This is a genomic window from Oceanimonas doudoroffii (genome assembly GCF_002242685.1).
GTDB classification, from domain to species: domain Bacteria; phylum Pseudomonadota; class Gammaproteobacteria; order Enterobacterales; family Aeromonadaceae; genus Oceanimonas; species Oceanimonas doudoroffii.
In genome coordinates this window covers 76,502-101,920 of sequence record NZ_NBIM01000001.1, presented here as the reverse complement: position 1 = coordinate 101,920, position 25,419 = coordinate 76,502, and the positions used below count along the sequence as shown (strand labels likewise).

Genomic DNA, 25,419 nt, shown 5'->3' with positions numbered 1-25,419 from the left:
TTATAAAAAGCTCTTTTTACCGTTAGGGTTGACCCCATGCGTCTGATCCCCCTGGCCGACGCCGAGCAGGTCGCTCGCCGGGCCGCGCATCATATTGCCACCCGCATCGAGCGCCATGGCCCCAGCGCCCAGCGCCCCTTTGTGCTGGGGCTGCCCACCGGCAGCACGCCCCTGGGCACCTACCGGGAACTGGTGCGGCTGCACCGGGCCGGCGCGCTCAGCTTTCGTCACGTGGTCACCTTTAACATGGATGAGTATGTGGGGTTGTCTCCATCCCACCCGCAAAGCTACCACGCCTTTATGCACCGGCACCTGTTCAGCCAGATAGACATCCCCGCCGACAACATTCATTTGCTGAACGGCACCGCCGAGGATCTGGATGCCGAATGCCGCCGTTTTGAAAACCGCATTCGCCATTACGGCGGTGTGAACCTGTTCTTGGGCGGTGTGGGCAGCGACGGCCACATCGCCTTTAACGAGCCGGCCTCATCGCTGGCCTCACGCACGCGGGTGATGACCCTGACCGACGCCACCCGCCGGGCCAACGCCCGCTTCTTCAACGACGACCCGGCCCAGGTGCCGCGCCGGGCCCTGACCGTGGGTGTGGGTACCCTGATGGAAGCCGAGGAAATCATGCTGCTGGTCACCGGCGCCCACAAGGCCCGGGCCCTGCAGGCGGCGGTGGAAGGCCCGGTCAATCACCTGTGGACGGTGTCGGCGCTGCAACTGCACCCGAACAGCCTTATCCTGTGTGACGACGATGCCACCCTGGAGCTCAGGGTGCGTACCCTGCGCTATTTTCAACAACGCGAAGCCGACATGTCTGCCTGCCCGGAGTAACCCATGCACGCCCTCACCCACTGCACCCTGTTTGACGGCGAGCGCCTGCACCGCCAGACCGCCCTGGTTATCGACGGCGACCGCATTGCCGCCCTGGTGCCCGAGCACGACCTGGACGCCGGCCTGCCCCGCACCGATCTGCAAGGCGCCGTGCTCAGCGCCGGCTTTATCGATCTGCAGCTCAACGGCTGTGGCGGCGTCATGTTCAACGATGCCATCAGTGCCACCACCCTGGATCGCATGCACGCCACCAACCTGGCGTCGGGCACCACCAGTTTCCTGCCCACCCTGATCACCAGCCCCGATGACGACATGCGCCGGGCGGTGACCCTGGTGCGCGACTACATGGCCCGCCACCCCTGGCGGGTACCGGGGCTGCACCTGGAAGGCCCCTACACCAATGTGGCACGCAAAGGCATTCATCCAGCGGCCCAGATTCGGCCGCTGACCGAGCCCATGCTGACCTTCCTGTGTGAACACGCCGACGCCATCGCCATGCTCACCCTGGCCCCCGAAGTGAATAACCCGGCCCACCTGCGACGGCTCGCCCAGGCCGGCATTCACCTGGCCATGGGCCACACCGGCGCCGACTATGATCAGGCCATGGCCGGCTTTGACGCCGGTATCGGCTTTGCCACCCATCTCTATAACGCCATGTCCCCCACCGCCAACGGCCGCCAGCCCGGCGCCGTGGGGGCCGTCTATGACGCGCCCCGGGTAGCCGCCGGCATTATTGCCGACGGCCATCATGTGCATTACGCCAATGTGCGCCTGGCCCACAGGGTGCTGGGCGAGCGCCTGTGCCTGGTAACCGACGCCACCGCCGCCGCCGGTGCACCGCCGGGCTTTGAGCGGTTCGACTTCTGCGGCGCCACCGTCTATGTGCGGGACGGCAAATGCGTGGATGAGCACGGCACCCTGGGAGGCTCGGCGCTGACCATGATCGACGGGGTGAAAAACCTGGTACAGCAGGCGGGCCTGTCTCTGGAACAGTCCCTGGCCATGGCCAGCCGCAACCCGGCTAAGGTGCTGGGACTTGACGCTGATATCGGCACCGCTACTCCCGGCCGGCTGGCCAATCTGGTAGCATTTGATACAACCTTTAATGTCATCGCGACCTACGTCAACGGACTGCCTTCATCATGACCCGCGCGCAAATCGCCAACGTTGATCTGGTCAAACAGGTCAACTGCTCTGCCGTCTACCGGCTTATCGACAGCCGTGGCCCCATTTCCCGAGTGCGCATCGCCGAACTCAGCCACCTGGCGCCGGCCAGCGTCACCAAGATCACCCGCTCCCTGCTTGAGCAGGGACTGATTCGAGAGCTGGAGCATCAGGCGTCCACCGGGGGCCGGCGCGCCATTTCCCTGACCACGGTGACCCATCCCTTTCACCTGGTGGCGGTCAAACTGGGCCGGGAAGAGCTGCGCCTGACCCTGTACGATCTGTCGGGCCGGGCCCATGCCCGCCATGTGCTGCCGTTTCCCCGCCGGGAGCAGGACGTGCTGCTCCCGGCGCTGCACCGGCACATTGCCGACTTTATACAGCATGAGGCCGCCGGGCTGCGGCTGATGGCGGTGGGCCTGGTAATGCCCGGCCTCACCGATGCCCAGGCCGGCCGGGTGCTGGCCCACCCCTGTTACCCCCTGGCGGGAGTGCCCCTGGCCGAACGCCTGGGCGCCAGCCTGGGGCTGCCGGTGTTTATCGGCAACGATATTCGCGCCCAGGCCCTGGCGGAGCATTATTACGGCGCATCCCAGGATTGCCTGGACTCGGTGCTGGTCAGCGTGCACCACGGAGTGGGCGCCGGCATTATCACCGAAGGCCGCATCTTCAAGAGCCAGGGCCGGGACGTGGCCGAGATCGGCCATATACATGTGGATCCACTGGGCGAACGCTGCGACTGCGGCAATTTCGGCTGCCTGGAGACCATGGTGGCCGACGCCGCCCTGCTGCGTCAGGCCAGGCACATGCTGGATCAGGGCTATCACAGCAGCCTGGCGGAGCAGGAGCTCACCATGGGCGCACTGTGCCGGGCGGCGCTGGAGCAGGACCGGCTGGCGGTGAATATTCTGTGCCAGGCCGCCGAACGCCTGGGCCAGGTCATGGCCATTGTCATCAACCTGTTCAACCCACAACGGGTGCTGCTGAGCGGCGCCCTGTGCGAGGCCGAGTCGCTGGTGTTTCCCATTATCAACAAGGCCATTCGCCATCAGTCCCTGCCCGGTTTTCACCAGGGCCAGGTGCTGATCCGCGCCCGATTTCAGGACGATCAGACCATAGGCGGGCTCGCCCTGGTCAAGCGCGGCCTGCTGGAAGGCGAACTGCTGCAACGCATTATGGAGCAAAAGTCATGAGCAATATCGTTTTCAGCACCAATCCCGACTGGCAACCGCAGCAGGGCCGCGACCAGGACGGCCCCGGCCTGTTTCCCAACGACGGTGTGGTGCGCCTGCGCCGGGAAACCAAGGGCCGCAAGGGCGCCGGGGTGATTTGCGTGTATGGCATCGGCCCAGAACGGGTGGGCGAGGTGGCCAAAAAGCTGAAAAAGCAGCTGGGCACCGGCGGCGCGGTCAAGAAGGGGGTGATTGAAATTCAGGGCGATCGCCTCGAGCAGATAAAACAATGGCTGGAAAAGGCCGGTTTTACCGTGAAGCAGGTCGGCGGCTAAGCGAAACCGCCTTGAACTTGCCGGCCAAATGACTAAAATACGATTTCCCTGCTCAAGGGGGAGTAGTCGCTAACGGAAGCCATTCCGCAGACGGTCGTCAACATAGTTGGTGCAAAATCACCATGGTGGCCGTGACCTTTCGGGGTTTGACGAGACCTTTGACAGACGAGTGCCGATACCGGGGACGGGCGGCATGGCGTCTGCTCATTGGTAACGATAATCCTGTCCCCTTTGGTAAACACTCTTGGAAGCCCTCACCACCTCGACCCTGGCCGTGTCCATCGCCGAAATTGGCGACAAGACCCAGTTGCTGGCCCTGATCCTGGCCTGCCGGTTCAGAAAACCCCTGCCCATTATCTGGGGTATTTTTCTCGCCACCCTGATCAACCACGCCCTCGCCGGCTCGGTTGGAATATGGATACAGTCCTGGCTGGATCCGCAATGGCTGCGCTGGCTGCTGGCACTGTCCTTCTTCGCCATGGCGGCCTGGATGCTGATTCCCGACAAGGCCGACGACGAAGACAGCCGCTTTTACCGCCTGGGGCCCTTTGTGGCGACCTTTGTGCTGTTTTTCCTGGCGGAGATCGGTGACAAGACCCAGATCGCCACCACCCTGCTGGCGGCCCGGTTTGTGGATGAGTTCTGGCTGGTGGTGGCCGGCACCACCCTGGGCATGATGGTGGCCAACCTGCCGGCGGTACTGGCCGGCCACAAGGGCGCCGGACGCTTGCCCATGCACTGGATACATGGCGCCAGCGCACTGATCTTCCTGGTACTGGGCGTGACCACACTATGGTGGCCCTGGTCCTGACGCCTCGTCCTGCTAAAGAAGGAGCCCCGCCGGGCGGGGCCCTTCGTCAGCCGTAAACGTTAAAGCTTTCGCTGTTCAGCCACAGGTGCACCAGAATACTGGCGACGTAGCCCAGGGCGATCACCGGCGCCCACTTCAGGTGGCCGGCAAAGGTGTACATGCCCCTCGCCTGCCCCATCAGCGCTACCCCGGCGGCGGAGCCGATGGACAACAGACTGCCGCCCACGCCGGCGGTCAGGGTGATCAGCAACCAGTTGCCGTGGGACATTTCCGGCTGCATGGTGAGCACCGCAAACATCACCGGAATGTTGTCGATGATGGCCGACAGCACCCCCAAAGTAATGTTGGCGTACACCGCGTCCCAGCTGTTGTAAAGCAGATCCGACATCAACGCCAGATACCCCATGTAGCCCAGGCCCCCCACGCACATCACCACCCCGTAGAAAAACAGCAGGGTGTCCCACTCGGCCCGGGCCACCCGGCTGAACACATCAAAGGGCACCACGCTGCCGAGGCGCTTGAGCGCCTCGTCATCGCCCCGCTTGATGGCCAGCGCCCGTTTGCGCGCCAGCGAACTCGGCAGGGTGCGCCGCAGGAAGTAGCCAAAGCACTGCAGATAACCCAGGCCAGTCATCATGCCCAGCACCGGCGGCAAGTGCAGCAGGCTGTGACAGGCCACCGCCGAGGCGATGGTGAGCAAAAACAGCAACACGATGCGAATGGCCCCGCGCTTGAGCTCAACCTCTTCATAACGGGCGGCGGGCTTGCGGTTTTCGATAAAGAAATTCATCGCCAGGGCCGGCACCAGATAATTGACCAGGGCCGGAACGAACAGAATAAAGAACTCGTTGAACTTGACGATGCCCGCCTGCCACACCATCAGGGTGGTAATGTCGCCAAAAGGGCTGAAGGCGCCGCCGGCATTGGCGGCGATCACGATATTGATGCAACAGAGATTGATAAAGCGTTTGTCCCCTTCCGCCACCTTGGTCACCACGGCGCACATCAGCAGTGCCGTGGTCAGGTTGTCGGCGATGGGAGAGATAAAAAACGACAGAAAGCCGGTCAGCCAGAACAGTGCCTTGTAGCTGAAGCCCCGGCGTATCATCCAGGCCCGCAGGGTATCAAACAGCCGCCGCTCTTCCATGGCGTTGATATAGGTCATGGCCACCAGCAGGAACAGCAACAATTCTGCATATTCAAGCAAATTGTGGCGAAAGGCTGCTTCGGTGACGCCGGGTATGCCCTGCTGCATGTAGATCCAGCCGATAAGTACCCATATGATACCAGCCGCCACCAGCACCGGTATCGACTTGCGCAGGTGCAGGTATTCTTCCGCGGTCACCAGCAGGTAAGCGACCGTGAAGATCGCCAGCGCCAGCAGGCCCCAGGCCGAGCCGGTCAGATCCAGCTGCCCGGTCGCGGCCAGCGCCGCAGGACTGGCCAGCACGGCCAGCATGGCCGCACACAGACTCCATTTCCTTGTCATTGTTATTCTCGCTTTTGTAATAGTGATTTTTATGATCTTGGCTATAGTTACGGGCACGTTCGCGGGCAACGCGAAGCCCTTGAAAAGGCTATCATAAGCACCGCCCTTCGGGCTGACCGGTTTCTTGCCCCGGTTCGCAGTTTTGGCACCTCACTGGGCCGTGGTAGTGTTATACGAAACCCAAACCCAACGCCACAAAGTAAATATTTAGTCTTGTTTTTTGCATTATCTTTCACGATGATGGTGGCGTGTTTTTCAGGTTACCAAGGACAAGTACGTGCGCGAAAATGATGCCGCCCTGGTCAAGGCGTTCCGTCAATCCAGCCCCTATGTCAATCTGCACCGGGGCTCCACCTTCGTCATCATGCTGGGTGGCGAGGCCATCGATCAGGAAAACTTTCCCAATATCGTCAGCGATATCGCACTGCTCACCAGCCTCGGCATTCGGCTGGTGATCGTGTTTGGTGCCCGCCCGCAAATCGATCGAGGGCTGAGCGAGGCCGGACTCAGCGGCGTGTTTCACAAACACACCCGGGTCACCGACGAGCCCAGCTTTCGCGTGATCAAGGACGTGTGCGGCGGCCTGCAGATGGACATTACCGCCCGGCTGTCGATGGGGCTTATCAATACGCCCATGCAGAACGCCCGCATCAACGTGGTAACCGGCAACTTCGTCATTGCCCAGCCCCTGGGGGTGGATGACGGCGTCGACTACATTCATTCGGGCCGGGTGCGCCGCATTCATACCGACACCATTCACCATCAGCTGGCCAACGGCGCCACCGTGCTGATCTCCCCCATCGGGTTTTCGGTAACCGGTGAAAGCTTCAATCTGTCATCGGAAGAGCTGGCCCGCCGGCTGGCCATTGAGCTCAAGGCCGACAAGCTGATCGGGTTCTGCTCCCAGCGCGGCGTGCTGGATGAAGACGGCGTGGCCATTGCCGAACTGTTTCCCGAGCAGGCCGAAGCCCACCTGCAACGCTTGCTGGAAGAAGGGGAAAGCCTGTCGGGCACCGCCCGCTACCTGCGTGCGGCCATCTCCAGTTGCCGGGGCGGCGTGCCCCGCAGCCATCTGGTGAGCTACAAGGAAGACGGCGCCCTGATCCAGGAGCTGTTCACCCGTGACGGCCTGGGCACCCAGATCGTCAGCGAAAGTGCCGAGCAGGCCCGTCAGGCCAGCATTGACGACATCGGCGGCATTCTCGACCTGATTCGGCCGCTGGAAGAAGAAGGCATACTGGTGCGCCGCTCCCGGGAACAGCTGGAAATGGAGATCGATCAGTTCACCATTATCGAAAAGGACGGGGCCACCATCGGCTGCGCCGCCCTCTATCCCTTTCCCGAGGAGGGCATGGCGGAAATGGCCTGCGTGGCCATTCACCCCGATTACCGCAAGGGCAGCCGTGGCGACATGCTGCTGAACAAGATTGAGGAGCAGGCCCGCAAGCGCGGCATGAGCCGGCTGTTTATTCTGACCACCCGTTCCATTCACTGGTTCAGGGAGCGCGGCTTTGAGCCGGTGGACGTCAGCGCCCTGCCCATGGGCAAGCAGAAACTGTACAACTTTCAGCGCCGATCCAAGATCATGCTCAAGGACCTGAATCTGAAGGTCTGACCAATTAATCATTGACACTGTCACGTTAAATCAGTAGTTATAGGGCCGCCCGGGACGTGTGCCCGTGGCCAATGAGAAGAGGCGCGTTGTTCAGGCAGCCGGCAGAAGGAGTCGCCACTCCACAGATCGCCGGTCAGGGGAACAACGCCGAGATTGCCACCGGTGGCTTGACGGTGGTGGTCGGCTGCGAAGGCTGAATCCTTCGGGCTGTCACCTGTTGGGTGGAGTGCTTCCTGATGACCTTTCCATATGTCTTCGCAGTCGTTCCCCCCGTTGTTTCAATTTTTTCAGCAAAGCAAGGAGCTTGCCTTGAACCAACCCGTTGTAGCCAAATTCGGTGGAACCAGCGTTGCCGACGCCGATGCCATGAGCCGTTGTGCCGCCATTCTTGAAAACAATACCGGTACCCGGCTGGCGGTGCTGAGCGCCAGCTCCGGCGTAACCAACCTGCTGGTGGCACTGGCCTCGGGTAGCCACGGCCCGGAAGCGCGCACGGACATGCTGCAGCAACTGTCCGCCATTCAGCATCGCATTCTCGACAGCCTTGAGCGTCCCGAGATGCTGACCCGGCACATCGAGGACATTCTCAACCACATCAAGGAGCTGGCCGACGGCGCCGCCATCAGCCCGACCAAGGCCATCGGCGACGAAATCGTAGCCCAGGGGGAGCTGATGTCGACCCGCCTGTTTGTGGAGCTGCTGCGCCGTCGTGGCACCGATGCGGTCTGGTTTGACGTGCGCAAGGTGATGCGCACCGACGATCGCTTTGGTCGTGCCGCGCCGGATCTGGCTACCCTCAAGGCGGAAGTGGAAAAAGAACTCAAGCCCCTGTGCGCCAAGCAGCTGGTGGTGACGCAAGGCTTCATCGGCGCCGCCCCCGACGGCCGTACCACCACCCTTGGACGGGGTGGCAGCGACTATTCCGCCGCCCTGCTGGGAGAGGCGCTGAACGCCGCCGCCGTGGAAATCTGGACCGACGTGCCCGGCATCTATACCACGGATCCGCGCCTGGTGAGCGAGGCCCGCGCCATTCCCGAAATCAGCTTCAGCGAAGCCTCGGAAATGGCCACCTTTGGCGCCAAGGTACTGCACCCGGCCACCCTGCAGCCGGCGGTGCGCTGCCAGATCCCGGTGTTCGTGGGCTCCAGCCGTGCGCCGGAAGAAGGCGGCACCTGGATTCGCAACACCACCCCCAGCCAGCCGCTGTTTCGAGCCCTGGCCCTGCGCCGCAATCAGGTGCTGCTGACCCTGACCAGCCAGAGCATGTTTCAGGCGCATGGTTTTCTGGCCGAGGTATTCGGCATTCTGGCCAAGCACAAGATTTCGGTGGATCTGATCACCACCTCGGAGATCAGCGTGTCGCTGACCCTGGACGCCGGCGCCGAGCTGCTGACCCAGGAAGTGCAGGACGAACTGGCCAAACACTGTCACCTCAAGGTGGAAGAAGGCCTGGCACTGGTAGCACTGATTGGCAACCGCATGAGCGAGGCCGGCGGCACCGCCAGCCGAGTGTTCCAGGCGGTGAACGAGGTCAATATTCGCATGATCTGCTACGGCGCCAGCCCCCACAACTTCTGCTTCCTGGTGGATGAAGCCAACGCCAACCAGGTGATCGCCGATCTGCACCAGGAATTGCTGCCGGCGTAACGCCGATCGCATTAACGAAGCGGCGTTGCCGAATGCAACGCCGCTTTTTTGTTGCCTCATCCCCCCAAACTCTCTTGAGGACGGTAGCGCTCACTCAAATATCGCTGCCATCTCCGACCGTCTCCATCAGCACCTGCTCCAGCGGCACATGTTGAAGCTGATGTGCTTCGGCCACCGCTTGATAAACCACCTTGCCGTTATGCACATTGAGTCCCTCAGCCAGGTGCGCATTGTCACTCAGGGCTCGGCGCCACCCCTTGTTGGCCAGGGCCTGTACAAAGGGCAGCGTGGCGTTGGTCAGTGCCAGGGTGGAGGTACGCGCCACACCGCCGGGCATGTTGGCCACGCAATAGTGCACCACACCATCCACCTCAAAGGTGGGCTGCTGATGCGTGGTGGGCTTGCTGGTTTCAAAACAGCCACCCTGATCGATGGCCACATCCACCAGCACCGCCCCTCGCGGCAGTTTTTTCAGCATGGCTCGGGTCACCAGCTTGGGCGCCGAGGCGCCGGGTATCAGCACGGCCCCGATCACCAGATCGGCCCGGGCCAGCTCTGCTTCAATGGCATCGGCGGTGGAATACAGGGTCTTGAGCCGAGGGCCGTAGAGGGCATCCAGCTCCTTCAGCCGGGCCAGTGACTTGTCGAAAATGGTCACGTCCGCCCCCAGCCCCATGGCCATGCGCGCGGCATTAATGCCGACCACGCCGCCGCCCAGCACCAGCACACGGGCCGGCAGAACGCCGGGCACGCCGCCCAGCAACACCCCTCGCCCGCCCTGGGCCTTTTCCAGGCAGTGGGCGCCGGCCTGCACCGCCATGCGACCGGCCACCTCGCTCATCGGCGCCAGCAACGGCAGACCGCCCTGAGCATCGGTGACGGTTTCGTAGGCGATGGCGGTACAGCCCGAGGCCAGCAGGCCTTTTGTCTGAGCTTCGTCTGGGGCCAGATGCAGATAGGTAAACAGCACCTGACCGGGCTTGAGCCGCCGGTACTCCTCGGGCTGGGGCTCCTTGACCTTGACGATGAGCTCGGCGCCGGCAAAGAGCGCCTCCACGTCGCTCACCAGCTCGGCACCGGCGGCGGCGTATTGCTCATCGGAAAAGCCCACCCCTGCCCCGGCGCCGCTTTCCACCCGTACTCGGTGTCCGGCCCGGGTCAGCTCATGCACGCCCCCCGGCGTCATGCCCACCCGGTATTCGTGGTTCTTGATTTCTCTGGGTACAGCGATATCCATGTTCACCCCCTGTCTGGCCGCGTGTTTTAGAGTAGAATGCAGCCTGCAACCTTGTTGCTCCAGCCTGCCTTGCCCTTTCTTCTGTTATAGAAGCTGGAGCATGATTGTGCTTTTCCGTCCTTAAATATTCAAACGAACCCCAGGAGAACCCGGCCCCATGGACATTGGACAGCGCCTCAAGACCATACGCCTGCAGGCAAAACTGTCCCAGCGGGAGCTGGCCAAGCGCTCTGGCGTGACCAACGGCTTTATCTCCCAGGTGGAAAAAAACCTGGTCAGCCCGTCCATCGGCTCACTGAAGAAGCTGCTCGACGGTTTTCCCATGACCCTGGCGGACTTCTTTGCCGACGAAGACGCCGTTGGTGCCGATCACCCGGTGGTGTACCGGGCCGAAGATCAGCCCGAGCGCGGCACCGGCGACATCGGCTATCGCCTGGTCGGCGGCCGCTTTCCCGATCGTCACATCACCCTGCTGCGGGAAACCATGCCCCCCGGCGCCGATACCGGCCCCGACCTGCTCAGCCACCCGGGCCAAGAATGCGGCGTGGTCATTACCGGACAATTGCAGCTGCAGGTGGGTGAACGCCGCTTTGAGCTGGGCCCGGGCGACGGCTACTACTTCGACAGCACCGAGCCCCACCGTTTTATCAATATCGGCGAAGACGAGCTGTATATCGTCTCCGCCAGCCAGCCCAAGGCACTTTAAAACGTCGGTGGCGTGGCCGCCGACACCAGCTCGCATACTTCGGAGCCCAGGTTGCGAAAGCGGTGGGGCTGATGGGTGTCGAAATAATAGCCGTCGCCGGCCTTCAGCACTCGGCACTCTTCCCCCACGGTGATTTCGATTTCGCCGCGCAGCACCAGGCCGGCCTCTTCCGCCTCGTTGCTGAGCATCTCCGGGCCGGTATCGGCGCCGGGCGGATAGCATTCTCGCAGCAGCGCCAGCTTGCGTTCGCCGGTCAGCGGCCCCACCAGCCACATGGTGACGCCGTTGCTGCCAAACTCCACCAGCTCACCGGCGCGAAAGAACACCTGCCGGCCACAGCGCCGTTCCAGGCTGAAAAACGCCCCCATGGAGATGGGAAAGCCATCCAGCACCCGCTTGAGGGTGGCCACCGATGGATTGACCGCGGCCTGCTCAATTTGCGAGATCAGGCTGTTGCTGACTCCGGCGCGACGGGCTAGCTCCCGCTGGGTCAGGCCGTGCTGTCCGCGCAGCCATTTCAGGCGTTCCGGCAAGTCCATCGTTCCCTCCTCAGGCCGCACGGGCGGCGGCGGCTTCCTGAGCCCGGCGCTTTTCGGCCCGGGCCATCAGCCACCAGCCCACAAAGGTCACCAACGATACGATCACGATAATGATGGTGGCCAGGGCGTTGATCTTGGGGCTCACCCCCAGGCGCACGCTGGAAAACACCACCATGGGCAGGGTGGTGGCGTTGGGCCCGGACACAAAGCTGGCGATCACCAGATCGTCCAGGGACAGGGTAAAGGCCAGCAGCCAGCCGGCGATAATGGCCGGGGCGATGATCGGCAGGGTAATGACAAAGAACACACGAAGCGGCCGCGCCCCCAGATCCATGGCGGCTTCCTCCAGGGAGCGGTCGAGCTCCCGCAGCCGGGAACTCACCACCACCGCCACATAGGCGGTACAGAAGGTGACATGGGCAATCCAGATGGTGCTCATGCCCCGTTGGGCCGGCCAGCCCAGCCAATCGCCCATGGCCACAAACAGCAGCAACAGCGACAGCCCGGTGATCACCTCGGGCATGACCAGGGGCGCGGTGATCATAAAGGCAAAGCCGTTCTCGCCGCGAAAACGGCCGATGCGGGTCAGCACAAACCCCGCCACCGTGCCCAGCACCACGGCGGTGCTGGCGGCAAAAAAGGCAATGGTCAGGCTGAGCCCCACCGCCTGCATCATCATGTCGTCGGCCAGCAGCTCGCCATACCATTTGGTGGACCAGCCGGCCCACACGGTCACCAGCCGGGAGCTGTTAAAGGAGTAAACGATCAGCAGCAGCATGGGGGCGTAAAGAAAGCCAAAGCCCAGCCAGAGAATGAGCGGCCGCGCCCAGGAGCGGCTGACGGGAATATTGTTCATGGCTCAGCCCTCCATTTCTCTGCGCTGAATGCGATGGAACCACATGATGGGCACCATCAGCAGCAACAGCATCACGCTGGCCACCGCCGCCGCCACCGGCCAGTCCCGGTTGTTGAAGAATTCCTGCCACAGCACTCGGCCAATGAGCAGGGTGTCGGGGCCGCCAAGCAGCTCGGGAATCACGAACTCCCCCACCGCGGGAATAAACACCAGCATGGCCCCGGCAATAATGCCGCCCTTGACCAGGGGCACGATCACCGTAAACAGCGTGGTCATGGGCCGGGCTCCCAGATCCGCCGCCGCCTCCACCAGGGAATAATCCAGCCGCATCAGCGCGGTATAGAGCGGCAGCACCATAAAGGGCAGATAGGCATAGACAATGCCGATATAAACGGCGGTGTTGGTATTGAGAATTTGCAAGGGCTGCTCGATGGCGCCCAGCCAGATCAAGGCATTATTGAGAAAGCCGGTGTTGCCGAGAATGCCCATCCAGGCGTACACCCGAATCAGGAACGAGGTCCAGGACGGCAATATCACCAGCATCAACAGCACATTGCGGGTCGACGGCCGGGAATGCACGATGGCCCAGGCCAGGGGAAAGCCAATCAGCAGGCACAGCAGGGTGGAAATGCTGGCCACCTTGAGGGACTGCAGGTAGGACTGAATGTAAAGGCTGTCACTCAGCAGAAACAGGTAGTTGCCGAAGTTGAGCACGATCTGCAGCTGCTCGTCGACCATGCTCAGCAAGGCGCTGTAGGGGGGAATGGACAAGGCCGCTTCCGACAGGCTGATCTTGAACACGATCAGAAAGGGCACCAGAAAAAACAGCAGCAGCCAGGCATAGGGCAGTGCGATCACCAGCCGCTGGCCGGTAGCGGTTCCAAGCCGTTTCATCGTCACCTCCTCAGGTCATCAGCACGGCGCAGCTGTCCGCTTCCCAGCTCAAATGCACGCTGTCACCCCAGGTGGGGCTGTTGCGTCTGTGCCGGTCGACATTGGGCAGGGTGGCCAGAATGCGTTTGCCCGAGGACAGGCGCACGTGATAGATGGACACATCCCCGAGATACGCAATCTCGTCCACGATGCCGGACAGCCGGTTGTTGGCCTGGGCCGGCTCACTCAGGGTCAGCTGCATCTTTTCCGGACGCACCGCTATCATGATGGGCAGCCCTTCACCGATGGACACGCCGTGGTTGATCTGCAGCGGCTGCGCCAGATCGGCACAGCGGATCAGGGCACTGTCGGCCTCATTGCGGGTCAGCTCGCCCTCAAACACATTGACCGAGCCGATAAACTCGGCGCTGAAACGGCAATTGGGGTATTCATACACATCCAGCGGCTCACCCACCTGCACCAGCCGGCCCTTGTTCATGATGGCGATACGCCCGGCCATGGTCATGGCCTCTTCCTGATCGTGGGTCACCATGACGCAGGTCACGCCCACGCTCTCGATGATGTTCACCAGCTCCAGCTGCATTTCTTCCCTGAGCTTTTTGTCGAGCGCGCCCATGGGCTCGTCCAGCAGCAGCAGCTTGGGCCGTTTGGCCAGGCTGCGGGCCAGCGCCACCCGCTGCCGCTGACCTCCGGAGAGCTGGTGGGGCTTGCGTTTGGCATAGTCTTCCATGTGCACCAGCCTGAGCATTTCCGCCACTCTGCTGGCGATCTCGGCCCTGGGCAGCTTGTCCTGCTTCAGGCCAAAGGCGATATTGGCTTCCACCGTCATGTGGGGAAACAGCGCATAGGACTGAAACATCATGTTGATGGGCCTGTCATAGGGCGGCACCTCGCCAATGTCGACCCCGTCGAGAAAGATCTCGCCCCGGCTGGGCGGCTCAAAGCCGGCCAGCATGCGCAGCAGGGTCGACTTGCCACAGCCCGAAGCCCCGAGCAGGGCAAAGATTTCCCCCCGGGGGATTTGCAGGCTGACGTCATCCACCGCCGGCTGCCCGTCATAGAATTTGCTGACGCCCCGCAATTCCAGAAAGGGCGTCGTTTCCGTACTGACCGGTTGTTCCTGTTCCGGCATGCTTGCCTCCGTGTTGCTTGCCCTACTTCTTTATTGCTTAAGACCTTGTCACTCCGCGCGGGCGGGAGTCCATTCAGCCAACCACCCAAGCGGGCATGACAAGGAATACCCCGGGCAGACGCAAGTAGCCCCTCCTGCGCCTGCCTTTTTTACTTCAAACCTGCTTACTTACCGGTCTTGACCCGGGTCCAGGCACGGGTAATGGCCCGGTTTACCTTTTGCGGCAGCAGCTTGGCGGTATACAGCTTGTCCGCCACTTCCTGGCTGGGGTAAATGCCCGGGTCGTTCAGTATTTCCGCATCCACAAACTCATTGGCGTTTTTGTTGGGATTGGCGTAGGCCACGTAGTTGGACACCTCACCGATCACCTCCGGCTTAAGCAGGTAGTTAATCAGCTTGTGGGCGTTGTCCGGGTGGTTGGCGTCCTTGGGAATGGTAAGCATGTCCACCCACATCAACGCACCTTCCTTGGGAATGCGATAAGCCACCTGCACCCCCCTGCCCGCCTCATCGGCCCGATCCCGCGCCTGCAGTATGTCGCCGGACCAGCCCACCGCCACGCAGATATCGCCGTTGGCCAGATCGTTGATGTACTTGGACGAGTGGAAATAGGTGATATGGGGCCGAAGCTTCATCATCAGCTCGGTGGCCGGGCCACGGTAATCACTCAGATTGGTGCTGTTGGGGTCCAGGCCCTGATAGTTAAGGGCGGCGGCAAAGATTTCGGTGGGCGCATCGAGAAAGGCCACGCCGCACTGGGCCAGCTTTTCCAGGTTTTCCGGCTTCATCACCAGATCCCAGGAGTCCACCGGGGCATCCTCACCCAGGGCTTCCCTGACCTTGTCGACGTTATAGCCGATGCCGGTGGTACCCCATAAATAGGGAATACCAAACTGGTTGCCGGGATCCTTGTCTTCCAGCAACGCCATGATACGCGGATCCAGGTTGTCGTAATTGGGCAGTTTGGACTTGTCCAGGGGCAGGAAGGCCCCGGCCTGGATCTGCCGTCCCATAAAGTCGCCGGTGGGCACCACCACATCAAAGCCGGTATTGCCGGCAAGCAGCTTGGCCTCCAGTACCTCGTTGGAGTCAAACACGTCATAGGTCACGGCAATGCCGGTTTGCTCGGTGAAATTGGCCAGGGTGTTTTCGGCAATATAGTCCGACCAGTTGTAGAAATTGACCTGTGACGGCTCCTGGGCCTGTGCGTTCAGGGCCAGGACCACACCGGCGGCCAGCAGGCCGGTGTTCAACTTAGCATGTGGCGTCATGTTACTTTCCTTGTTGGTTGCTGAGGGTAGAGAGGGTCAAATCCAGGGCGCGTCGGGCCTTTTCCACGAGTTCGTCCACCTGCTCGTGAGTGATCACCAGGGGTGGCGAGATGATCATGGTGTCGCCCACCGCCCGCATCACCAGTCCCTGTTCAAAACAGTGTTCGCGGCAGATAAGGCCGGCACCGGTGTCTGTGGGAAAACGTTGCAGGGTGGCCTGGTCGGCCACCAGCTCCAGCGCCGCCAGTAGCCCCAACCCCCGGGTTTCTCCCACCAGGGGATGATCACCCAGGCTGGCCCAGCGCCGCTGCAGGTAGGGGCCGATATCGTCACGCACCCGCTCGACGACCTGCTCCCGCTGCATCACCTCGATGCAGGCCTGGGCCACGGCGCAGGCCACCGGATGCCCCGAATAAGTAAAGCCGTGAAAGAACTCGCCGCCGTTGATCAGTGTTTCCGCCACTCTGTCACCCACCGCCACGGCGCCCAGGGGCTGGTAGCCCGACGTGATGCCCTTGGCCATGCACAGCAGATCCGGCGCCAGACCGTAATACTCACTGGCAAACCAGTGGCCGGTGCGGCCAAAGCCGCAGATCACTTCATCCATCACCAGCAGGACGTCGTACTTTTGGCAGATGCGCTGAATTTCCGGCCAGTAGCCGTCGGGGGGAATGATCACACCACCGGCACCCTGCACGGGCTCGCCGATAAAGGCCGCCACTCGCTCCGGACCCAGCGCCAGAATTTTTCGCTCAAGCTGCCGCGCCCGCTCCAGGCCGAAGGCATGAGGATCGGTGTCTCGCCCCTCACCAAAGTGGTAGGGCTGGTCGATATGCACCATGTCGGGCAGCGGCAAGCCCCCCTGGCCATGCATGGGTTTCATGCCGCCCAGGGACGCCCCGGCCAGGGTGGAGCCGTGATAGGCATTGTTGCGGCTGATGATAACCCGTCGTTCGGGCCGGCCACGCTCGGCCCAGAAGTGGCGCACCATGCGCACGACGGTGTCGTTGCACTCGGAGCCGGAGCCGGTAAAAAACAAGTGGTGCAAATCGCCGGGCAGCAGCCCGGCCAGGGTGGCGGCAAGCCTTGCCGCCGGCGGATGAGTGGTCTGAAAAAACAGGTTGTAGTAGGGCAGCTGCCGCAGCTGGGCATCCGCCGCCTCGATCAGCTCTTGCCGGCCGTAGCCCAGGTTGACGCACCAGAGCCCGGCCATGCCGTCAAGAATGCGGTTGCCGTCGGCGTCCCACAGGTAGACCCCCTCGCCCCGCTCGATCACTCGTGTGCCCTTTTGCTGCAGGGCCCGACCGTCGGTGAACGGATGCAGGTGATGGGCCGCATCCAGCCGCTGCAGTGCTTCCTTGTTTGACTCTGGCATGATCAACTCCCTGTCGACATGGTTAACGTGCTACACGTTCAGCAGCAGAAACTCCCGCTCCCAGGCGCTGATCACGGTAAAGAAGGCCTCGTATTCCTTGCGCTTGACCGCAATAAAGGCATTTACAAAGCGCGGCCCCAGGATCTGCTTCAGCTCCTCGCACTGTTCCAGCTCCAGCAACGCCTCCTCCAGGCTGCGGGCCAGGCCAAAGGGCATGTTGTAGGCGCTGCCTTCCACCTGCTCGGTAGGCGGCAGGCCATGGACCATGCCGAGGTAACCGCAGGCCAGGCTGGCCGCCAGCGCCAGATAAGGGTTGGCATCGGCGCCGGCAAAACGGTTCTCAATGCGCCTGTCGGCCAGCTCCGAGCGCGGCACCCGCAGGCCCACGGTGCGGTTGTCTTCGCCCCAGGCCATGTTGCGCGGCGCCGAGTCGCCAAAGGCCAGCCGGCGATAGGAGTTGACGTTGGGGGCGAACAGCGCCACGGCGCTGGGAATGTAGCGCTGCATGCCGCCGATAAAGTGCAGAAACAGCTCGCTGTGGCTGCCGTCGGGGTTGGCGAACAGGTTGTTGCCGTCAACGTCTACCAGGCTCTGGTGAATATGCATGGCACTGCCGGGCTCGTTTTTCATCGGCTTGGCCATAAAGGTGGCATACACGTTGTGGCGCATGGCCGCCTCGCGCATGGTGCGCTTGAACAGAAACACCTGGTCCGCCAAATCCAGGGCGTCGCCATGAATGAAGTTCACCTCCATCTGCGCCGCCCCCGACTCATGGATCAGGGTATCCACCTCCAGCTCCTGGGCCTCGCAGAAGTCGTACATTTCCTCAAAGATGGGATCGAACTCGTTGACCGCATCGATGCTGAACGACTGGCGGGCGGTCTCCGGCCGGCCGTTGCGACCGATGGGCGGCTCCAGGGGGTAGTCCCAGTCTTCGTTTTTCTTGACCAGAAAGAACTCCAGCTCCGGCGCCACCACCGGGCGCCAGCCCCGCTCTTCATACAGCTTGAGCACGCGGCGCAGCACGCTGCGCGGGGCGATTTCCACCGGGTTGCCGTCACTGTCAAAGCAATCGTGGATCACCTGGGCGGTCGGCTCGCTGGCCCAGGGCACCAGCCGGGGCGTGTTGATGTCGGCATGCAGCTCCATGTCGCGTTCGGTCCAGTCGATGTTGTCATCGTCGGGCCAGTCACCGTTCACGGTCTGCAGAAAGATATTGTCGGGCAGACGCATGCCACCTTCTTTCAGAAACTTGCTGGCCGGCAGTATCTTGCCCCTGGCATTGCCGGTAAAGTCGGGCAACAAGCATTCCACCTCGGTGATGGCATGCTGCTGCATCCATTGGCGCAGCCACTCCATATTGCGATTTTCAGGATCTTGAACACTCATAGTGAAGCTCTGGGTGAAAGACACACTCGTCAGCATAGTCCATATTGGTGTAAAAGTATGCTAGACATAGACATAGATAACGGGCAAGAAAAAAACGGCCTTTTTGCCACACTAAACAGACCCGGTTAAAATTTAACAATATTTCGTTGATATTAAACAGTTGTGCAGCCATGCACCCACAGGGAAGACGTGCATCAGCCCTTAAGGACAGCCCCATGACCAAAGCCCGCAACCGGCCCCGCGCCGCCCATTCCGACGCCAGCCCGCCCTGGGCGGAATTTCAGTCCGTCGATCTCATGCTGTGCGACATCAACGGCGTGATCCGCGGCAAACGCATTCAGACCAGCGCCTTTGAAAAGGCCCTGGAGCAGGGCGTCAGCCTGCCCGCCTCGGTGTTTGCCCTCGACATTACCGGCCAGACGGTGGAGGAAACCGGCATGGGCCTGGCGCAAGGGGACAGCGACCGCACCTGCCGGCTGCTACCCCACACCCTGGCACCGGTACCCTGGCACAAGACCCCGTCCGGGCAGATCATGATGACCATGGAAGATCTGGACGGCAGCCCCTTCTTTGCGGATCCGCGCCATGTGCTGCAGGGCGTACTTACCCGGCTCAAGGAAAAGGGGCTGCACCCCTGTGTGGCGGTGGAGCTGGAGTTCTATCTGGTGGATCAAAAGGAAGGCGCCGACGGCCTGCCCCAGGCCCCCATTCTGCCCGGTACCGACGAGCGCATGCACGACACTCAGGTGTATTCCCTGGACGATCTCGACAGCTGGGAGGACTTTCTGGTGCAGGTGGCCGAGGTGTGCAAACTGCAGCGCATTCCCGCCGACAACGCCGTGGCCGAATACGCCCCGGGCCAGTTTGAAATCAACCTGGCCCATCAGCACGACGCCGTGGCCGCCTGCGATCAGGCCATTCTGCTCAAGCGGGCGATCAAGGCCATCGCCATCAAGCAGGGCATGTACGCCACCTTTATGGCCAAGCCCTATAACGGTCAGACCGGCTCCGGCATGCATATTCACGTCAGCCTGCTCGACGACGACGGCAACAATGTGTTTGCCGGCGATCACGAATTGCTGCGCCAGGCCATTGCCGGCACCCTTAGCATGCTGCCGGAGTCGATGGCGCTGTTTGCCCCCAATGCCAACTCCTTTCGCCGGCTGCAACCCCATATGTATGTGCCCCTGCACGCCAGCTGGGGCTTTGACAACCGCACCGTGGCGGTGCGCATTCCGTCCGGCGATCCGGCCAATACCCGGCTGGAGCACAGGGTGGCCGGTGCCGACGCCAACCCCTACCTGGTGGTGGCGGCCATCCTTGCCGCGGTGGATCACGGCCTGACCGAGCAATTGCACCCACCCGCCCCCATTCAGGGCGATGCCAACAAGCTGGATTTGCCGTTGCTGCCCTACCGCTGGCAAAGCGCCCTGGACCGCTTTGCCCAGTCACACCGGCTGTCGCAATACCTGGGCAAGGAGTTTCACCGGGCCTACCTTATCAACAAGCGCTTTGAGCTGGCCGAATTCGATCAACACGTGACGCCGCTGGAATACCAGTGGTATCAGCACCTGGTTTAGGATTTAGGAGCCTTTATGCAGCCACACGCCGATTCCTATTACGCCGCCTCCGCCCACCCGGCGCCGAAGCATCCCACCCTGCACGACAACCTGGAGGTGGACGTGTGCGTTGTAGGGGGCGGCATCACCGGCTGTGCCGCCGCGCTCAATCTTGCCGAACGGGGGTACAGCGTGGCGGTGCTGGAAAGCCGCCGGGTCGGCTGGGGTGCCTCGGGCCGCAGCGGTGGACAGATGATTTTTGGCTATGCCTGCGAGCAGCCCACCCTTAAAAAGCTGGTGGGCGACACCATCAGCCGGCAGCTATGGGATATCTCGGTGGAATCCCTCACGCAAATGCGCCGGCGCATCGATCAGCATGACATTCAGTGTGATCTGGCAGACGGCCACCTGCATGCGGCAGTCAAGCCCAGGCACATGAAAGAGCTGGAGCACTGGGCCGACAGCCTGCGCAAGGATTATGGCTACGACTCGCTGGAAATGTGGAGCAAAGAGCGAGTGCGCGAGCACATGAGCACCGATGCCTATCTCGGCGGCCTCTATGACGCCGCCAGCGGCCATGTGCACCCGCTTAATTACACCCTGGGGCTGGCGAAAGCCGCCGCCGAGGCCGGCGCGCAATTCTTTGAGTACACCCCCGCCACCCGCATTGAGCAGGGCGAACACCCGGTGGTGCACACGCCGCATGGCGTGGTGCGCTGCCGTCACCTGCTGCTGTGTGGCAACGCCTACCTCGACGGCATCGCCCCTGACATTGAGCGCAAGATCATGCCGGTGGGCACCTATATCACCGCCACCGAGCCCCTGGGCGAGGAGCGGGCCAACGCCCTGATTACCAACAACATGGCGGTAGCCGACATCAATTTTGTGCTCGATTATTTTCGCCTGAGCGCCGACCACCGGCTGCTGTTTGGTGGTCGGGTCAGCTACTCGGGCCTGGATCCGGTGAACCTGGCGGCCTCCATGGGCAAGCGCCTGCGCCATGTGTTCCCACAGCTGGAAGGGGTCAAGCAGCAATACACCTGGGGCGGCTATGTGGGCATTACCATGAACCGGGCTCCCCACTTTGGCCGGCTGAACGGCAATGTGTATTTTGCGCAAGGGTTTTCCGGCCATGGCATTGCCCTCACCGGCATGGCCGGCAGCCTGATGGCCGACGCCATTGCCGGCAGCGCCGAGCGTTTCGATCTGTTTTCCCGCATACCCCACCGCGACTTTCCCGGCGGCCGGCTGCTGCGCACCCCGGCACTGGTGCTGGCCATGGCCTGGTACCGGCTGCGGGATCTGTTGTAAATGTGAGCGGAATATGCTCCAGTGAAGGCGGTAACAGGGAGGCGGCTCAATGGAGCAACTGGAGTTTTTTGATGTACCCAGCCCCTGCATCGGCGTCTGCCAGGTCAACAACAGGGGTTACTGCAAGGGCTGCTTTCGCAGCCGTGAAGAGCGCTTTAACTGGCTCAAGTTTACCCCCGCCCAGCGCCGGGACGTGATCCGTCTGTGCCAGGATCGCAAGCGCCGGGTGCTGGCCGCCGCCCGTAAAAAACAGCTGGAGCTGGAACTTGAACAACAGCACACTCCGCCTCAGGATAGCCTGCCGCTGTAATAGCTCAGCTCGCTTTGCCACTACACCTTATTCACTCTCCTCTCTGTCTATCCCCCGGCTCGGGGCTGAGGGCGCCAGCTCCAGTTCTGTGATCCGGCGTCGAAACAGGCTGACCAGACGCTCCGCCCCCAGGTTCAGCGGTACTCCCCTGAGGGTAAGCAAGCCCAGCGCGTGAGCCGGAAACCTGGGCAGAGAATCAAAACAGGACAGTCCGCAACCGGACAGCGGATCCTCAAAAAATACCCGCGGGCCAAAGCCCACCAGATCGGTACGGCGGATCAACTCCACCATCAGCAAGGGCGAATCACAATGCACAATACGCTGTGACAGCGACACCTTCTGGGTATCGAGCCAGTTCACCAGCTGCTGGGCCGAACTGCCGGTGGTCAGGTTCAGCACCCAGCGGGCATCCGCCATCTGTGACCAGTCGGTCGCGGCCAGTAACGGATGTCCTTCCCGTGCCACCGGCTCGGAAAAGATACGGGTCAGAGGCTCGAAGGCGATCTCATAGGGCAGCTGTTCCGGCTCGGCCACGGCAATGGCAAAGTCGAGCTGTCCTTCCAGTAGACCGGGCAATACCGTGGTCAGCATGCCTTCCATAAACCGCAGGCTGACGTCCGGAAACTCTCGCTCAAACTCGTTCAGCACCGCCGGCAAGGCCGTCGAGGCAACGGCCGTGGTGATGGCCGCGGTGACCTTGAGCCCGGCGCCTCCCTGCAGCCAGCGAATTTCATCACGCGCCCTGTCCAGAGTTGACAAGGCCAGGCGTGCCCGGGTCAGCAAGGTCTGGCCCGCGGGGGTAAATTCAACCCCCCGGTAGCTGCGGATCAGCAGCTGAGTGCCCAGATCGGCCTCCAGCTCCCGCAGCGCCTTGGTCAGTGCACTCTGGCTCAGATGCAGGGAGCGGGCCGCTCCGCGAATAGAGCCTTCTTCGGCCACCTTAACCAGCGCCCTGAGCTGATGATCTTTCATATCACATGATTACCAAAAGTTGTCACCAGGCAAAATTTTCTGCCTTTTCACTATCGCTGATGGCTGACACTATTTCCCGCCGCCGCAGAAACCACCAGCCAGGGAGTATTATGACGACAGTGAACATCGACATCAAACCAGACCTCGACCAGATGAAAGCCTGGCGCCGCCAGATCCATCAGCACCCGGAGCTGGGGTTTGAGGAGTTCTCCACCAGCCAGCTGGTGGCCGATCGCCTCAGGACCTGGGGCTACGAGGTGCATACCGGCATTGCCGTCACCGGCGTGGTGGGGGTGCTGCGCTGGGGTGACGGCACTGGCCTTCGCCTGGGCCTGCGTGCCGACATGGATGCCCTGCCCATTCAGGAAGCCACCGGCCTGCCCTGGGCCAGCCAGGTGGATGGCAAAATGCATGCCTGTGGTCACGACGGCCACACCGCCATCCTGCTGGGCGTGGCCGAAGCCATGGCCCGCCGCCAGCGGGAGCAGGGGCTGACCGGCAGCGGCACCCTGACCCTGATTTTCCAGCCGGCCGAGGAGTTGGGCGGCGGCGGCGGTGCCCAGCGCATGCTTGAGGAAGGCCTGTTCGAGCGCTTTCCCTGCGATGCCCTCTTTGCCCTGCACAACTTTCCCGGTGTGCCCGTGGGCAGGCTCTGCTTTCGCGAAGGCGCCTTTATGGCCTCGTCGGATACCGCCAAACTGACCTTTATCGGCAAGGGTGGCCATGGCGCCCTGCCCCAGCTGTCCCAGGACCCGACCTTGCCAGCGGCCGCCACCGTGCTGGCCCTGCAGAGCATAGTGGGCCGCAACGTGGATCCCAACCAGGTCGCGGTGATCAGCGTCGGCAAAATGCAGGCGGGCAGCGCCGCCAACGTGATCCCCAACACCGCCGAGCTGGAGCTCAGCATCCGCACCCTGGATCCCGCCGTGCGCGACACCCTGGAGCGCCGTGTCCGCACCCTGGCCCAGGCTCAGGCGGCGGCCTTCGACTGCCAGTGCGAGATCGACTACCAGCGCGGCTACCCGGTGCTGATCAACGATCCGGCCATGACCCGGCTGGCGGTAGACACCGCCCGGGAGCAGTTCGGTGACGACAGTGTCGAGGCCCCCACCGCCCCCCTGACCGGCAGCGAAGACTGCGCCTACTTTCTGGAGCAGGTGCCTGGCTGTTACTTCCTGGTCGGCAATGGCGACAACGGCCACCAGGCCGGTGCCCGGCTGGGCCCCTGCAGCCTGCACAACCCCCATTACGACTTCAACGACGACTGCATGGAGACCGCCGCCACTTTTCTGGTGAACCTGGTCGCCCGTTATTTCGGCCAGCCCGCGCAGCCCTGACGTGCGTCCTACGTTGCCAGCGATTTCATCTTCAAGGAGAGACATATGAACCAGTCCCACCCCCGTGCCGGGAGCGATAAAAAGCAACGCAGGTGGTTTAACGAGTTTCCCGATCCCATGGTGTTGATCTTCATGGTGCTGGTCGGGGTTTACCTGCTGACCTTTATCATTCCCGCCGGCGAGTTCGCCCGGGAAGTGATCGATGGCAGAAGCCGGGTCATTCCCGATACCTTCGCGTATCTGACCGGGGTGGAGAAGCTGCCCTTTTTTGACCTGTTTCTGGCCATTCCCCAGGGCATGATCAATGCCGCCCCCTTCCTGTTTATCGTGTTTATCGCCGGTGGCCTTTTTCATGTGCTGCAGAGCACGGGCGCGCTGGAAAACATGATCGGCGTGGCCGCCAACAAGGTGGGCGCCAGCAACAGCACCAGAAGCCGTAACCTGATCATCGTGCTGGGTACCTTTACCTACGGTTTCTTCGGTGTGGCCGTGGGGGGTGAAAACAACATCGCCCTGGTGCCCCTGGGCGTGCTGGTGGCGGCGGCGGTGGGCTGCTCCCGGCTGGTGGGGGTCACCATGGCGGTGGGCGGCATCGGCATCGGCTTTGCCCTGTCACCCATCAGCCCCTATACCGTGGGCATAGCCCAGAGCATTGGCGAGCTGCCGCTGTTTTCGGGCTGGGGCCTGCGCACCCTGATGGTGCTGGGCTCGCTGAGCATGCTGGCGGCCTATATCTGCCTGCGCGTGGTCAGGATGGAGTTTCATGACGAGCAGCCGGTCGAAATGAGCAAGGCATTGCACGAATACCGGTTGTCACGCCAGGATCTGACCATTCTCGGCATCTTTCTGATCGGCCTGATCAGCCTGCTGACGGGGATCTTCACCCGCGGCTGGTACATCACAGAAATTTCCGCCGTCTTTCTGATCATGGCCATCGTCATCGGCCTGGCGGCGGGCATGAGCGCCAACCAGCTGGTCAAGCGCATGATGGAAGGGGCCTCCTCGGTCACCTCGGGCGCGCTGGTGATTGGCCTGGCGGCCTCAATTCCGGTGATTCTGCAGGACGCCCGGGTGATTGACACTATCGTCAAATCACTGAGCTCGGTACTGGAAGGCATGCCCGTGGCCCTGGCCGCCGTGCTGACCAGCATTATTCAGGGCATCATCAACCTGTTTATTCCCAGCGGCTCGGCCCAGGCCCTGATCACCATGCCAATACTGATCCCGCTGGCGGATCTGATCGGCATGAGCCGGCAGCTGATGGTCTCGGCCTTCCAGATCGGCGATGGTCTGACCAACCTGTTCATTCCCACCGCCGGCGGCATCCTGGCCATGCTGGCACTGGGGCGGGTCTCCTACGCCCAGTGGCTGCCGGTGATCGTGCCCATCATGGTGCCCATTTATGCCTTCTGCTGGGTTTTGATGGTGATTGCCGCCCACCTGGGTTACTGAGTACCG

Annotated in this window: 23 protein-coding genes and 2 riboswitches; of the genes, 13 read left to right on the top strand and 10 right to left on the bottom strand. The window is 62.2% G+C overall.

Annotated features, from left to right (window positions below):
• Positions 1–36: 36 nt before the first annotated feature.
• The 5 genes from nagB to B6S08_RS00470 all read left to right on the top strand — a co-directional run bounded on the left by nagB (position 37) and on the right by B6S08_RS00470 (position 4,322).
• Positions 37–840 carry a glucosamine-6-phosphate deaminase gene (gene nagB / locus B6S08_RS00490; protein ID WP_094198828.1) on the top strand — a complete coding sequence of 268 codons (804 nt, stop codon included), beginning with the start codon at positions 37–39 and terminating at the stop codon, positions 838–840.
• A 3-nt stretch (positions 841–843) separates the two neighbouring features.
• Positions 844–1,986 (top strand): N-acetylglucosamine-6-phosphate deacetylase, encoded by a 1,143-nt coding sequence (gene nagA, locus B6S08_RS00485; RefSeq protein WP_094198827.1) that lies wholly within the window; start codon positions 844–846, stop codon positions 1,984–1,986.
• Positions 1,983–3,197 carry an ROK family transcriptional regulator gene (locus B6S08_RS00480; RefSeq protein ID WP_094198826.1) on the top strand — a complete coding sequence of 405 codons (1,215 nt, stop codon included), beginning with the start codon at positions 1,983–1,985 and terminating at the stop codon, positions 3,195–3,197. Before nagA ends, B6S08_RS00480 begins: the two co-directional genes overlap by 4 nt.
• Positions 3,194–3,511, top strand: coding sequence for a translation initiation factor (locus B6S08_RS00475; RefSeq protein WP_094198825.1), 318 nt, complete (start codon positions 3,194–3,196; stop codon positions 3,509–3,511). Before B6S08_RS00480 ends, B6S08_RS00475 begins: the two co-directional genes overlap by 4 nt.
• 45 nt (positions 3,512–3,556) lie before the next feature.
• Positions 3,557–3,732: riboswitch (yybP-ykoY riboswitch) on the top strand.
• A 23-nt stretch (positions 3,733–3,755) separates the two neighbouring features.
• On the top strand, positions 3,756–4,322 hold the full coding sequence (locus B6S08_RS00470) for a TMEM165/GDT1 family protein (RefSeq protein ID WP_094198824.1): 567 nt from the start codon (positions 3,756–3,758) through the stop codon (positions 4,320–4,322).
• 46 nt (positions 4,323–4,368) lie between these two features.
• On the opposite strand, the gene nhaD is transcribed toward B6S08_RS00470, so the two are convergent.
• The gene (nhaD, locus tag B6S08_RS00465) at positions 4,369–5,811 is read right to left on the bottom strand and encodes a sodium:proton antiporter NhaD (RefSeq protein WP_094198823.1); all 1,443 of its coding nucleotides are present in this window, start codon (positions 5,809–5,811) and stop codon (positions 4,369–4,371) included.
• Between the two features lie 277 nt (positions 5,812–6,088).
• Here nhaD and argA point away from each other — a divergent pair, with 277 nt between their 5' ends.
• Both argA and lysC read left to right on the top strand, forming a co-directional pair.
• The gene (argA, locus tag B6S08_RS00460; protein WP_094198822.1) at positions 6,089–7,426 is read left to right on the top strand and encodes an amino-acid N-acetyltransferase; all 1,338 of its coding nucleotides are present in this window, start codon (positions 6,089–6,091) and stop codon (positions 7,424–7,426) included.
• Positions 7,427–7,494: 68 nt separating this feature from the next.
• A riboswitch (Lysine riboswitch) is annotated at positions 7,495–7,666 on the top strand.
• 69 nt (positions 7,667–7,735) lie between these two features.
• Positions 7,736–9,073 (top strand): lysine-sensitive aspartokinase 3, encoded by a 1,338-nt coding sequence (lysC, locus tag B6S08_RS00455; RefSeq protein WP_094198821.1) that lies wholly within the window; start codon positions 7,736–7,738, stop codon positions 9,071–9,073.
• Positions 9,074–9,167: 94 nt separating this feature from the next.
• Here lysC and ald read toward each other — a convergent pair whose 3' ends face one another.
• Positions 9,168–10,310: an alanine dehydrogenase gene (ald, locus tag B6S08_RS00450; RefSeq protein WP_094198820.1), complete on the bottom strand. Its 1,143-nt coding sequence runs from the start codon at positions 10,308–10,310 to the stop codon at positions 9,168–9,170.
• 157 nt (positions 10,311–10,467) lie between these two features.
• Between ald and B6S08_RS00445 the strand changes: the two genes are divergently transcribed.
• The gene (locus B6S08_RS00445) at positions 10,468–11,016 is read left to right on the top strand and encodes a cupin domain-containing protein (RefSeq protein ID WP_094198819.1); all 549 of its coding nucleotides are present in this window, start codon (positions 10,468–10,470) and stop codon (positions 11,014–11,016) included.
• Here the strand turns inward: B6S08_RS00445 and B6S08_RS00440 are convergent.
• The 7 genes from B6S08_RS00440 to B6S08_RS00410 form a co-directional block, all read right to left on the bottom strand.
• Positions 11,013–11,555, bottom strand: coding sequence for a cupin domain-containing protein (locus tag B6S08_RS00440; RefSeq protein WP_094198818.1), 543 nt, complete (start codon positions 11,553–11,555; stop codon positions 11,013–11,015). The genes B6S08_RS00445 and B6S08_RS00440 overlap by 4 nt on opposite strands.
• Positions 11,556–11,565: 10 nt before the next feature.
• Positions 11,566–12,411: a putrescine ABC transporter permease PotI gene (gene potI, locus B6S08_RS00435; RefSeq protein WP_094198817.1), complete on the bottom strand. Its 846-nt coding sequence runs from the start codon at positions 12,409–12,411 to the stop codon at positions 11,566–11,568.
• A gap of 3 nt (positions 12,412–12,414) precedes the next feature.
• Positions 12,415–13,305, bottom strand: a complete 891-nt coding sequence (potH, locus tag B6S08_RS00430) for a putrescine ABC transporter permease PotH (RefSeq protein WP_094198816.1) — start codon at positions 13,303–13,305, stop codon at positions 12,415–12,417.
• A 10-nt stretch (positions 13,306–13,315) separates the two neighbouring features.
• A complete protein-coding gene (gene potG / locus B6S08_RS00425) occupies positions 13,316–14,437 on the bottom strand; it encodes a putrescine ABC transporter ATP-binding subunit PotG (RefSeq protein WP_094198815.1) in 1,122 nt (373 codons plus the stop codon).
• Between the two features lie 164 nt (positions 14,438–14,601).
• The gene (locus B6S08_RS00420; protein ID WP_094198814.1) at positions 14,602–15,708 is read right to left on the bottom strand and encodes an extracellular solute-binding protein; all 1,107 of its coding nucleotides are present in this window, start codon (positions 15,706–15,708) and stop codon (positions 14,602–14,604) included.
• Position 15,709: 1 nt separating this feature from the next.
• A complete protein-coding gene (locus tag B6S08_RS00415) occupies positions 15,710–17,083 on the bottom strand; it encodes an aspartate aminotransferase family protein (protein WP_094198813.1) in 1,374 nt (457 codons plus the stop codon).
• Between the two features lie 30 nt (positions 17,084–17,113).
• On the bottom strand, positions 17,114–18,472 hold the full coding sequence (locus tag B6S08_RS00410; protein WP_370462326.1) for a glutamine synthetase family protein: 1,359 nt from the start codon (positions 18,470–18,472) through the stop codon (positions 17,114–17,116).
• Positions 18,473–18,687: 215 nt separating this feature from the next.
• Here B6S08_RS00410 and B6S08_RS00405 point away from each other — a divergent pair, with 215 nt between their 5' ends.
• The 3 genes from B6S08_RS00405 to B6S08_RS00395 are packed head-to-tail and all read left to right on the top strand — an operon-like array spanning position 18,688 to position 21,652.
• The gene (locus B6S08_RS00405) at positions 18,688–20,052 is read left to right on the top strand and encodes a glutamine synthetase family protein (RefSeq protein WP_094198812.1); all 1,365 of its coding nucleotides are present in this window, start codon (positions 18,688–18,690) and stop codon (positions 20,050–20,052) included.
• Positions 20,053–20,067: 15 nt separating this feature from the next.
• Positions 20,068–21,342: an NAD(P)/FAD-dependent oxidoreductase gene (locus tag B6S08_RS00400; RefSeq protein ID WP_094198811.1), complete on the top strand. Its 1,275-nt coding sequence runs from the start codon at positions 20,068–20,070 to the stop codon at positions 21,340–21,342.
• A gap of 49 nt (positions 21,343–21,391) precedes the next feature.
• The gene (locus B6S08_RS00395; RefSeq protein WP_094198810.1) at positions 21,392–21,652 is read left to right on the top strand and encodes a DUF1289 domain-containing protein; all 261 of its coding nucleotides are present in this window, start codon (positions 21,392–21,394) and stop codon (positions 21,650–21,652) included.
• A 27-nt stretch (positions 21,653–21,679) separates the two neighbouring features.
• Here the strand turns inward: B6S08_RS00395 and B6S08_RS00390 are convergent, their stop codons facing one another.
• Complete coding sequence (locus B6S08_RS00390; protein WP_094198809.1) at positions 21,680–22,624, bottom strand: LysR substrate-binding domain-containing protein; 945 nt, start codon at positions 22,622–22,624, stop codon at positions 21,680–21,682.
• 110 nt (positions 22,625–22,734) lie between these two features.
• Between B6S08_RS00390 and B6S08_RS00385 the strand changes: the two genes are divergently transcribed.
• Together B6S08_RS00385 and B6S08_RS00380 are read left to right on the top strand one after the other, a co-directional pair.
• Positions 22,735–23,961 carry a M20 aminoacylase family protein gene (locus B6S08_RS00385; protein WP_206063704.1) on the top strand — a complete coding sequence of 409 codons (1,227 nt, stop codon included), beginning with the start codon at positions 22,735–22,737 and terminating at the stop codon, positions 23,959–23,961.
• A gap of 45 nt (positions 23,962–24,006) precedes the next feature.
• Entirely contained in the window at positions 24,007–25,413 is a 1,407-nt protein-coding gene (locus tag B6S08_RS00380) for a YfcC family protein (RefSeq protein ID WP_206063703.1), read from the top strand.
• Positions 25,414–25,419 lie beyond the last annotated feature (6 nt).

Bases quoted from the DNA above. Each gene is read 5' to 3' on its own strand.
- nagB (WP_094198828.1), top strand. From the start codon at position 37: ATGCGTCTGATCCCCCTGGCCGACGCCGAGCAGGTCGCTCGCCGGGCC.
- nagA (WP_094198827.1), top strand. From the start codon at position 844: ATGCACGCCCTCACCCACTGCACCCTGTTTGACGGCGAGCGCCTGCAC.
- B6S08_RS00480 (WP_094198826.1), top strand. From the start codon at position 1,983: ATGACCCGCGCGCAAATCGCCAACGTTGATCTGGTCAAACAGGTCAAC.
- B6S08_RS00475 (WP_094198825.1), top strand. From the start codon at position 3,194: ATGAGCAATATCGTTTTCAGCACCAATCCCGACTGGCAACCGCAGCAG.
- nhaD (WP_094198823.1), bottom strand. From the start codon at position 5,811: ATGACAAGGAAATGGAGTCTGTGTGCGGCCATGCTGGCCGTGCTGGCC.
- ald (WP_094198820.1), bottom strand. From the start codon at position 10,310: ATGGATATCGCTGTACCCAGAGAAATCAAGAACCACGAATACCGGGTG.
- B6S08_RS00445 (WP_094198819.1), top strand. From the start codon at position 10,468: ATGGACATTGGACAGCGCCTCAAGACCATACGCCTGCAGGCAAAACTG.
- B6S08_RS00440 (WP_094198818.1), bottom strand. From the start codon at position 11,555: ATGGACTTGCCGGAACGCCTGAAATGGCTGCGCGGACAGCACGGCCTG.
- potI (WP_094198817.1), bottom strand. From the start codon at position 12,411: ATGAACAATATTCCCGTCAGCCGCTCCTGGGCGCGGCCGCTCATTCTC.
- potH (WP_094198816.1), bottom strand. From the start codon at position 13,305: ATGAAACGGCTTGGAACCGCTACCGGCCAGCGGCTGGTGATCGCACTG.
- potG (WP_094198815.1), bottom strand. From the start codon at position 14,437: ATGCCGGAACAGGAACAACCGGTCAGTACGGAAACGACGCCCTTTCTG.
- B6S08_RS00420 (WP_094198814.1), bottom strand. From the start codon at position 15,708: ATGACGCCACATGCTAAGTTGAACACCGGCCTGCTGGCCGCCGGTGTG.
- B6S08_RS00415 (WP_094198813.1), bottom strand. From the start codon at position 17,083: ATGCCAGAGTCAAACAAGGAAGCACTGCAGCGGCTGGATGCGGCCCAT.
- B6S08_RS00410 (WP_370462326.1), bottom strand. From the start codon at position 18,472: ATGAGTGTTCAAGATCCTGAAAATCGCAATATGGAGTGGCTGCGCCAA.
- B6S08_RS00405 (WP_094198812.1), top strand. From the start codon at position 18,688: ATGACCAAAGCCCGCAACCGGCCCCGCGCCGCCCATTCCGACGCCAGC.
- B6S08_RS00400 (WP_094198811.1), top strand. From the start codon at position 20,068: ATGCAGCCACACGCCGATTCCTATTACGCCGCCTCCGCCCACCCGGCG.
- B6S08_RS00395 (WP_094198810.1), top strand. From the start codon at position 21,392: ATGGAGCAACTGGAGTTTTTTGATGTACCCAGCCCCTGCATCGGCGTC.
- B6S08_RS00390 (WP_094198809.1), bottom strand. From the start codon at position 22,624: ATGAAAGATCATCAGCTCAGGGCGCTGGTTAAGGTGGCCGAAGAAGGC.
- B6S08_RS00385 (WP_206063704.1), top strand. From the start codon at position 22,735: ATGACGACAGTGAACATCGACATCAAACCAGACCTCGACCAGATGAAA.
- B6S08_RS00380 (WP_206063703.1), top strand. From the start codon at position 24,007: ATGAACCAGTCCCACCCCCGTGCCGGGAGCGATAAAAAGCAACGCAGG.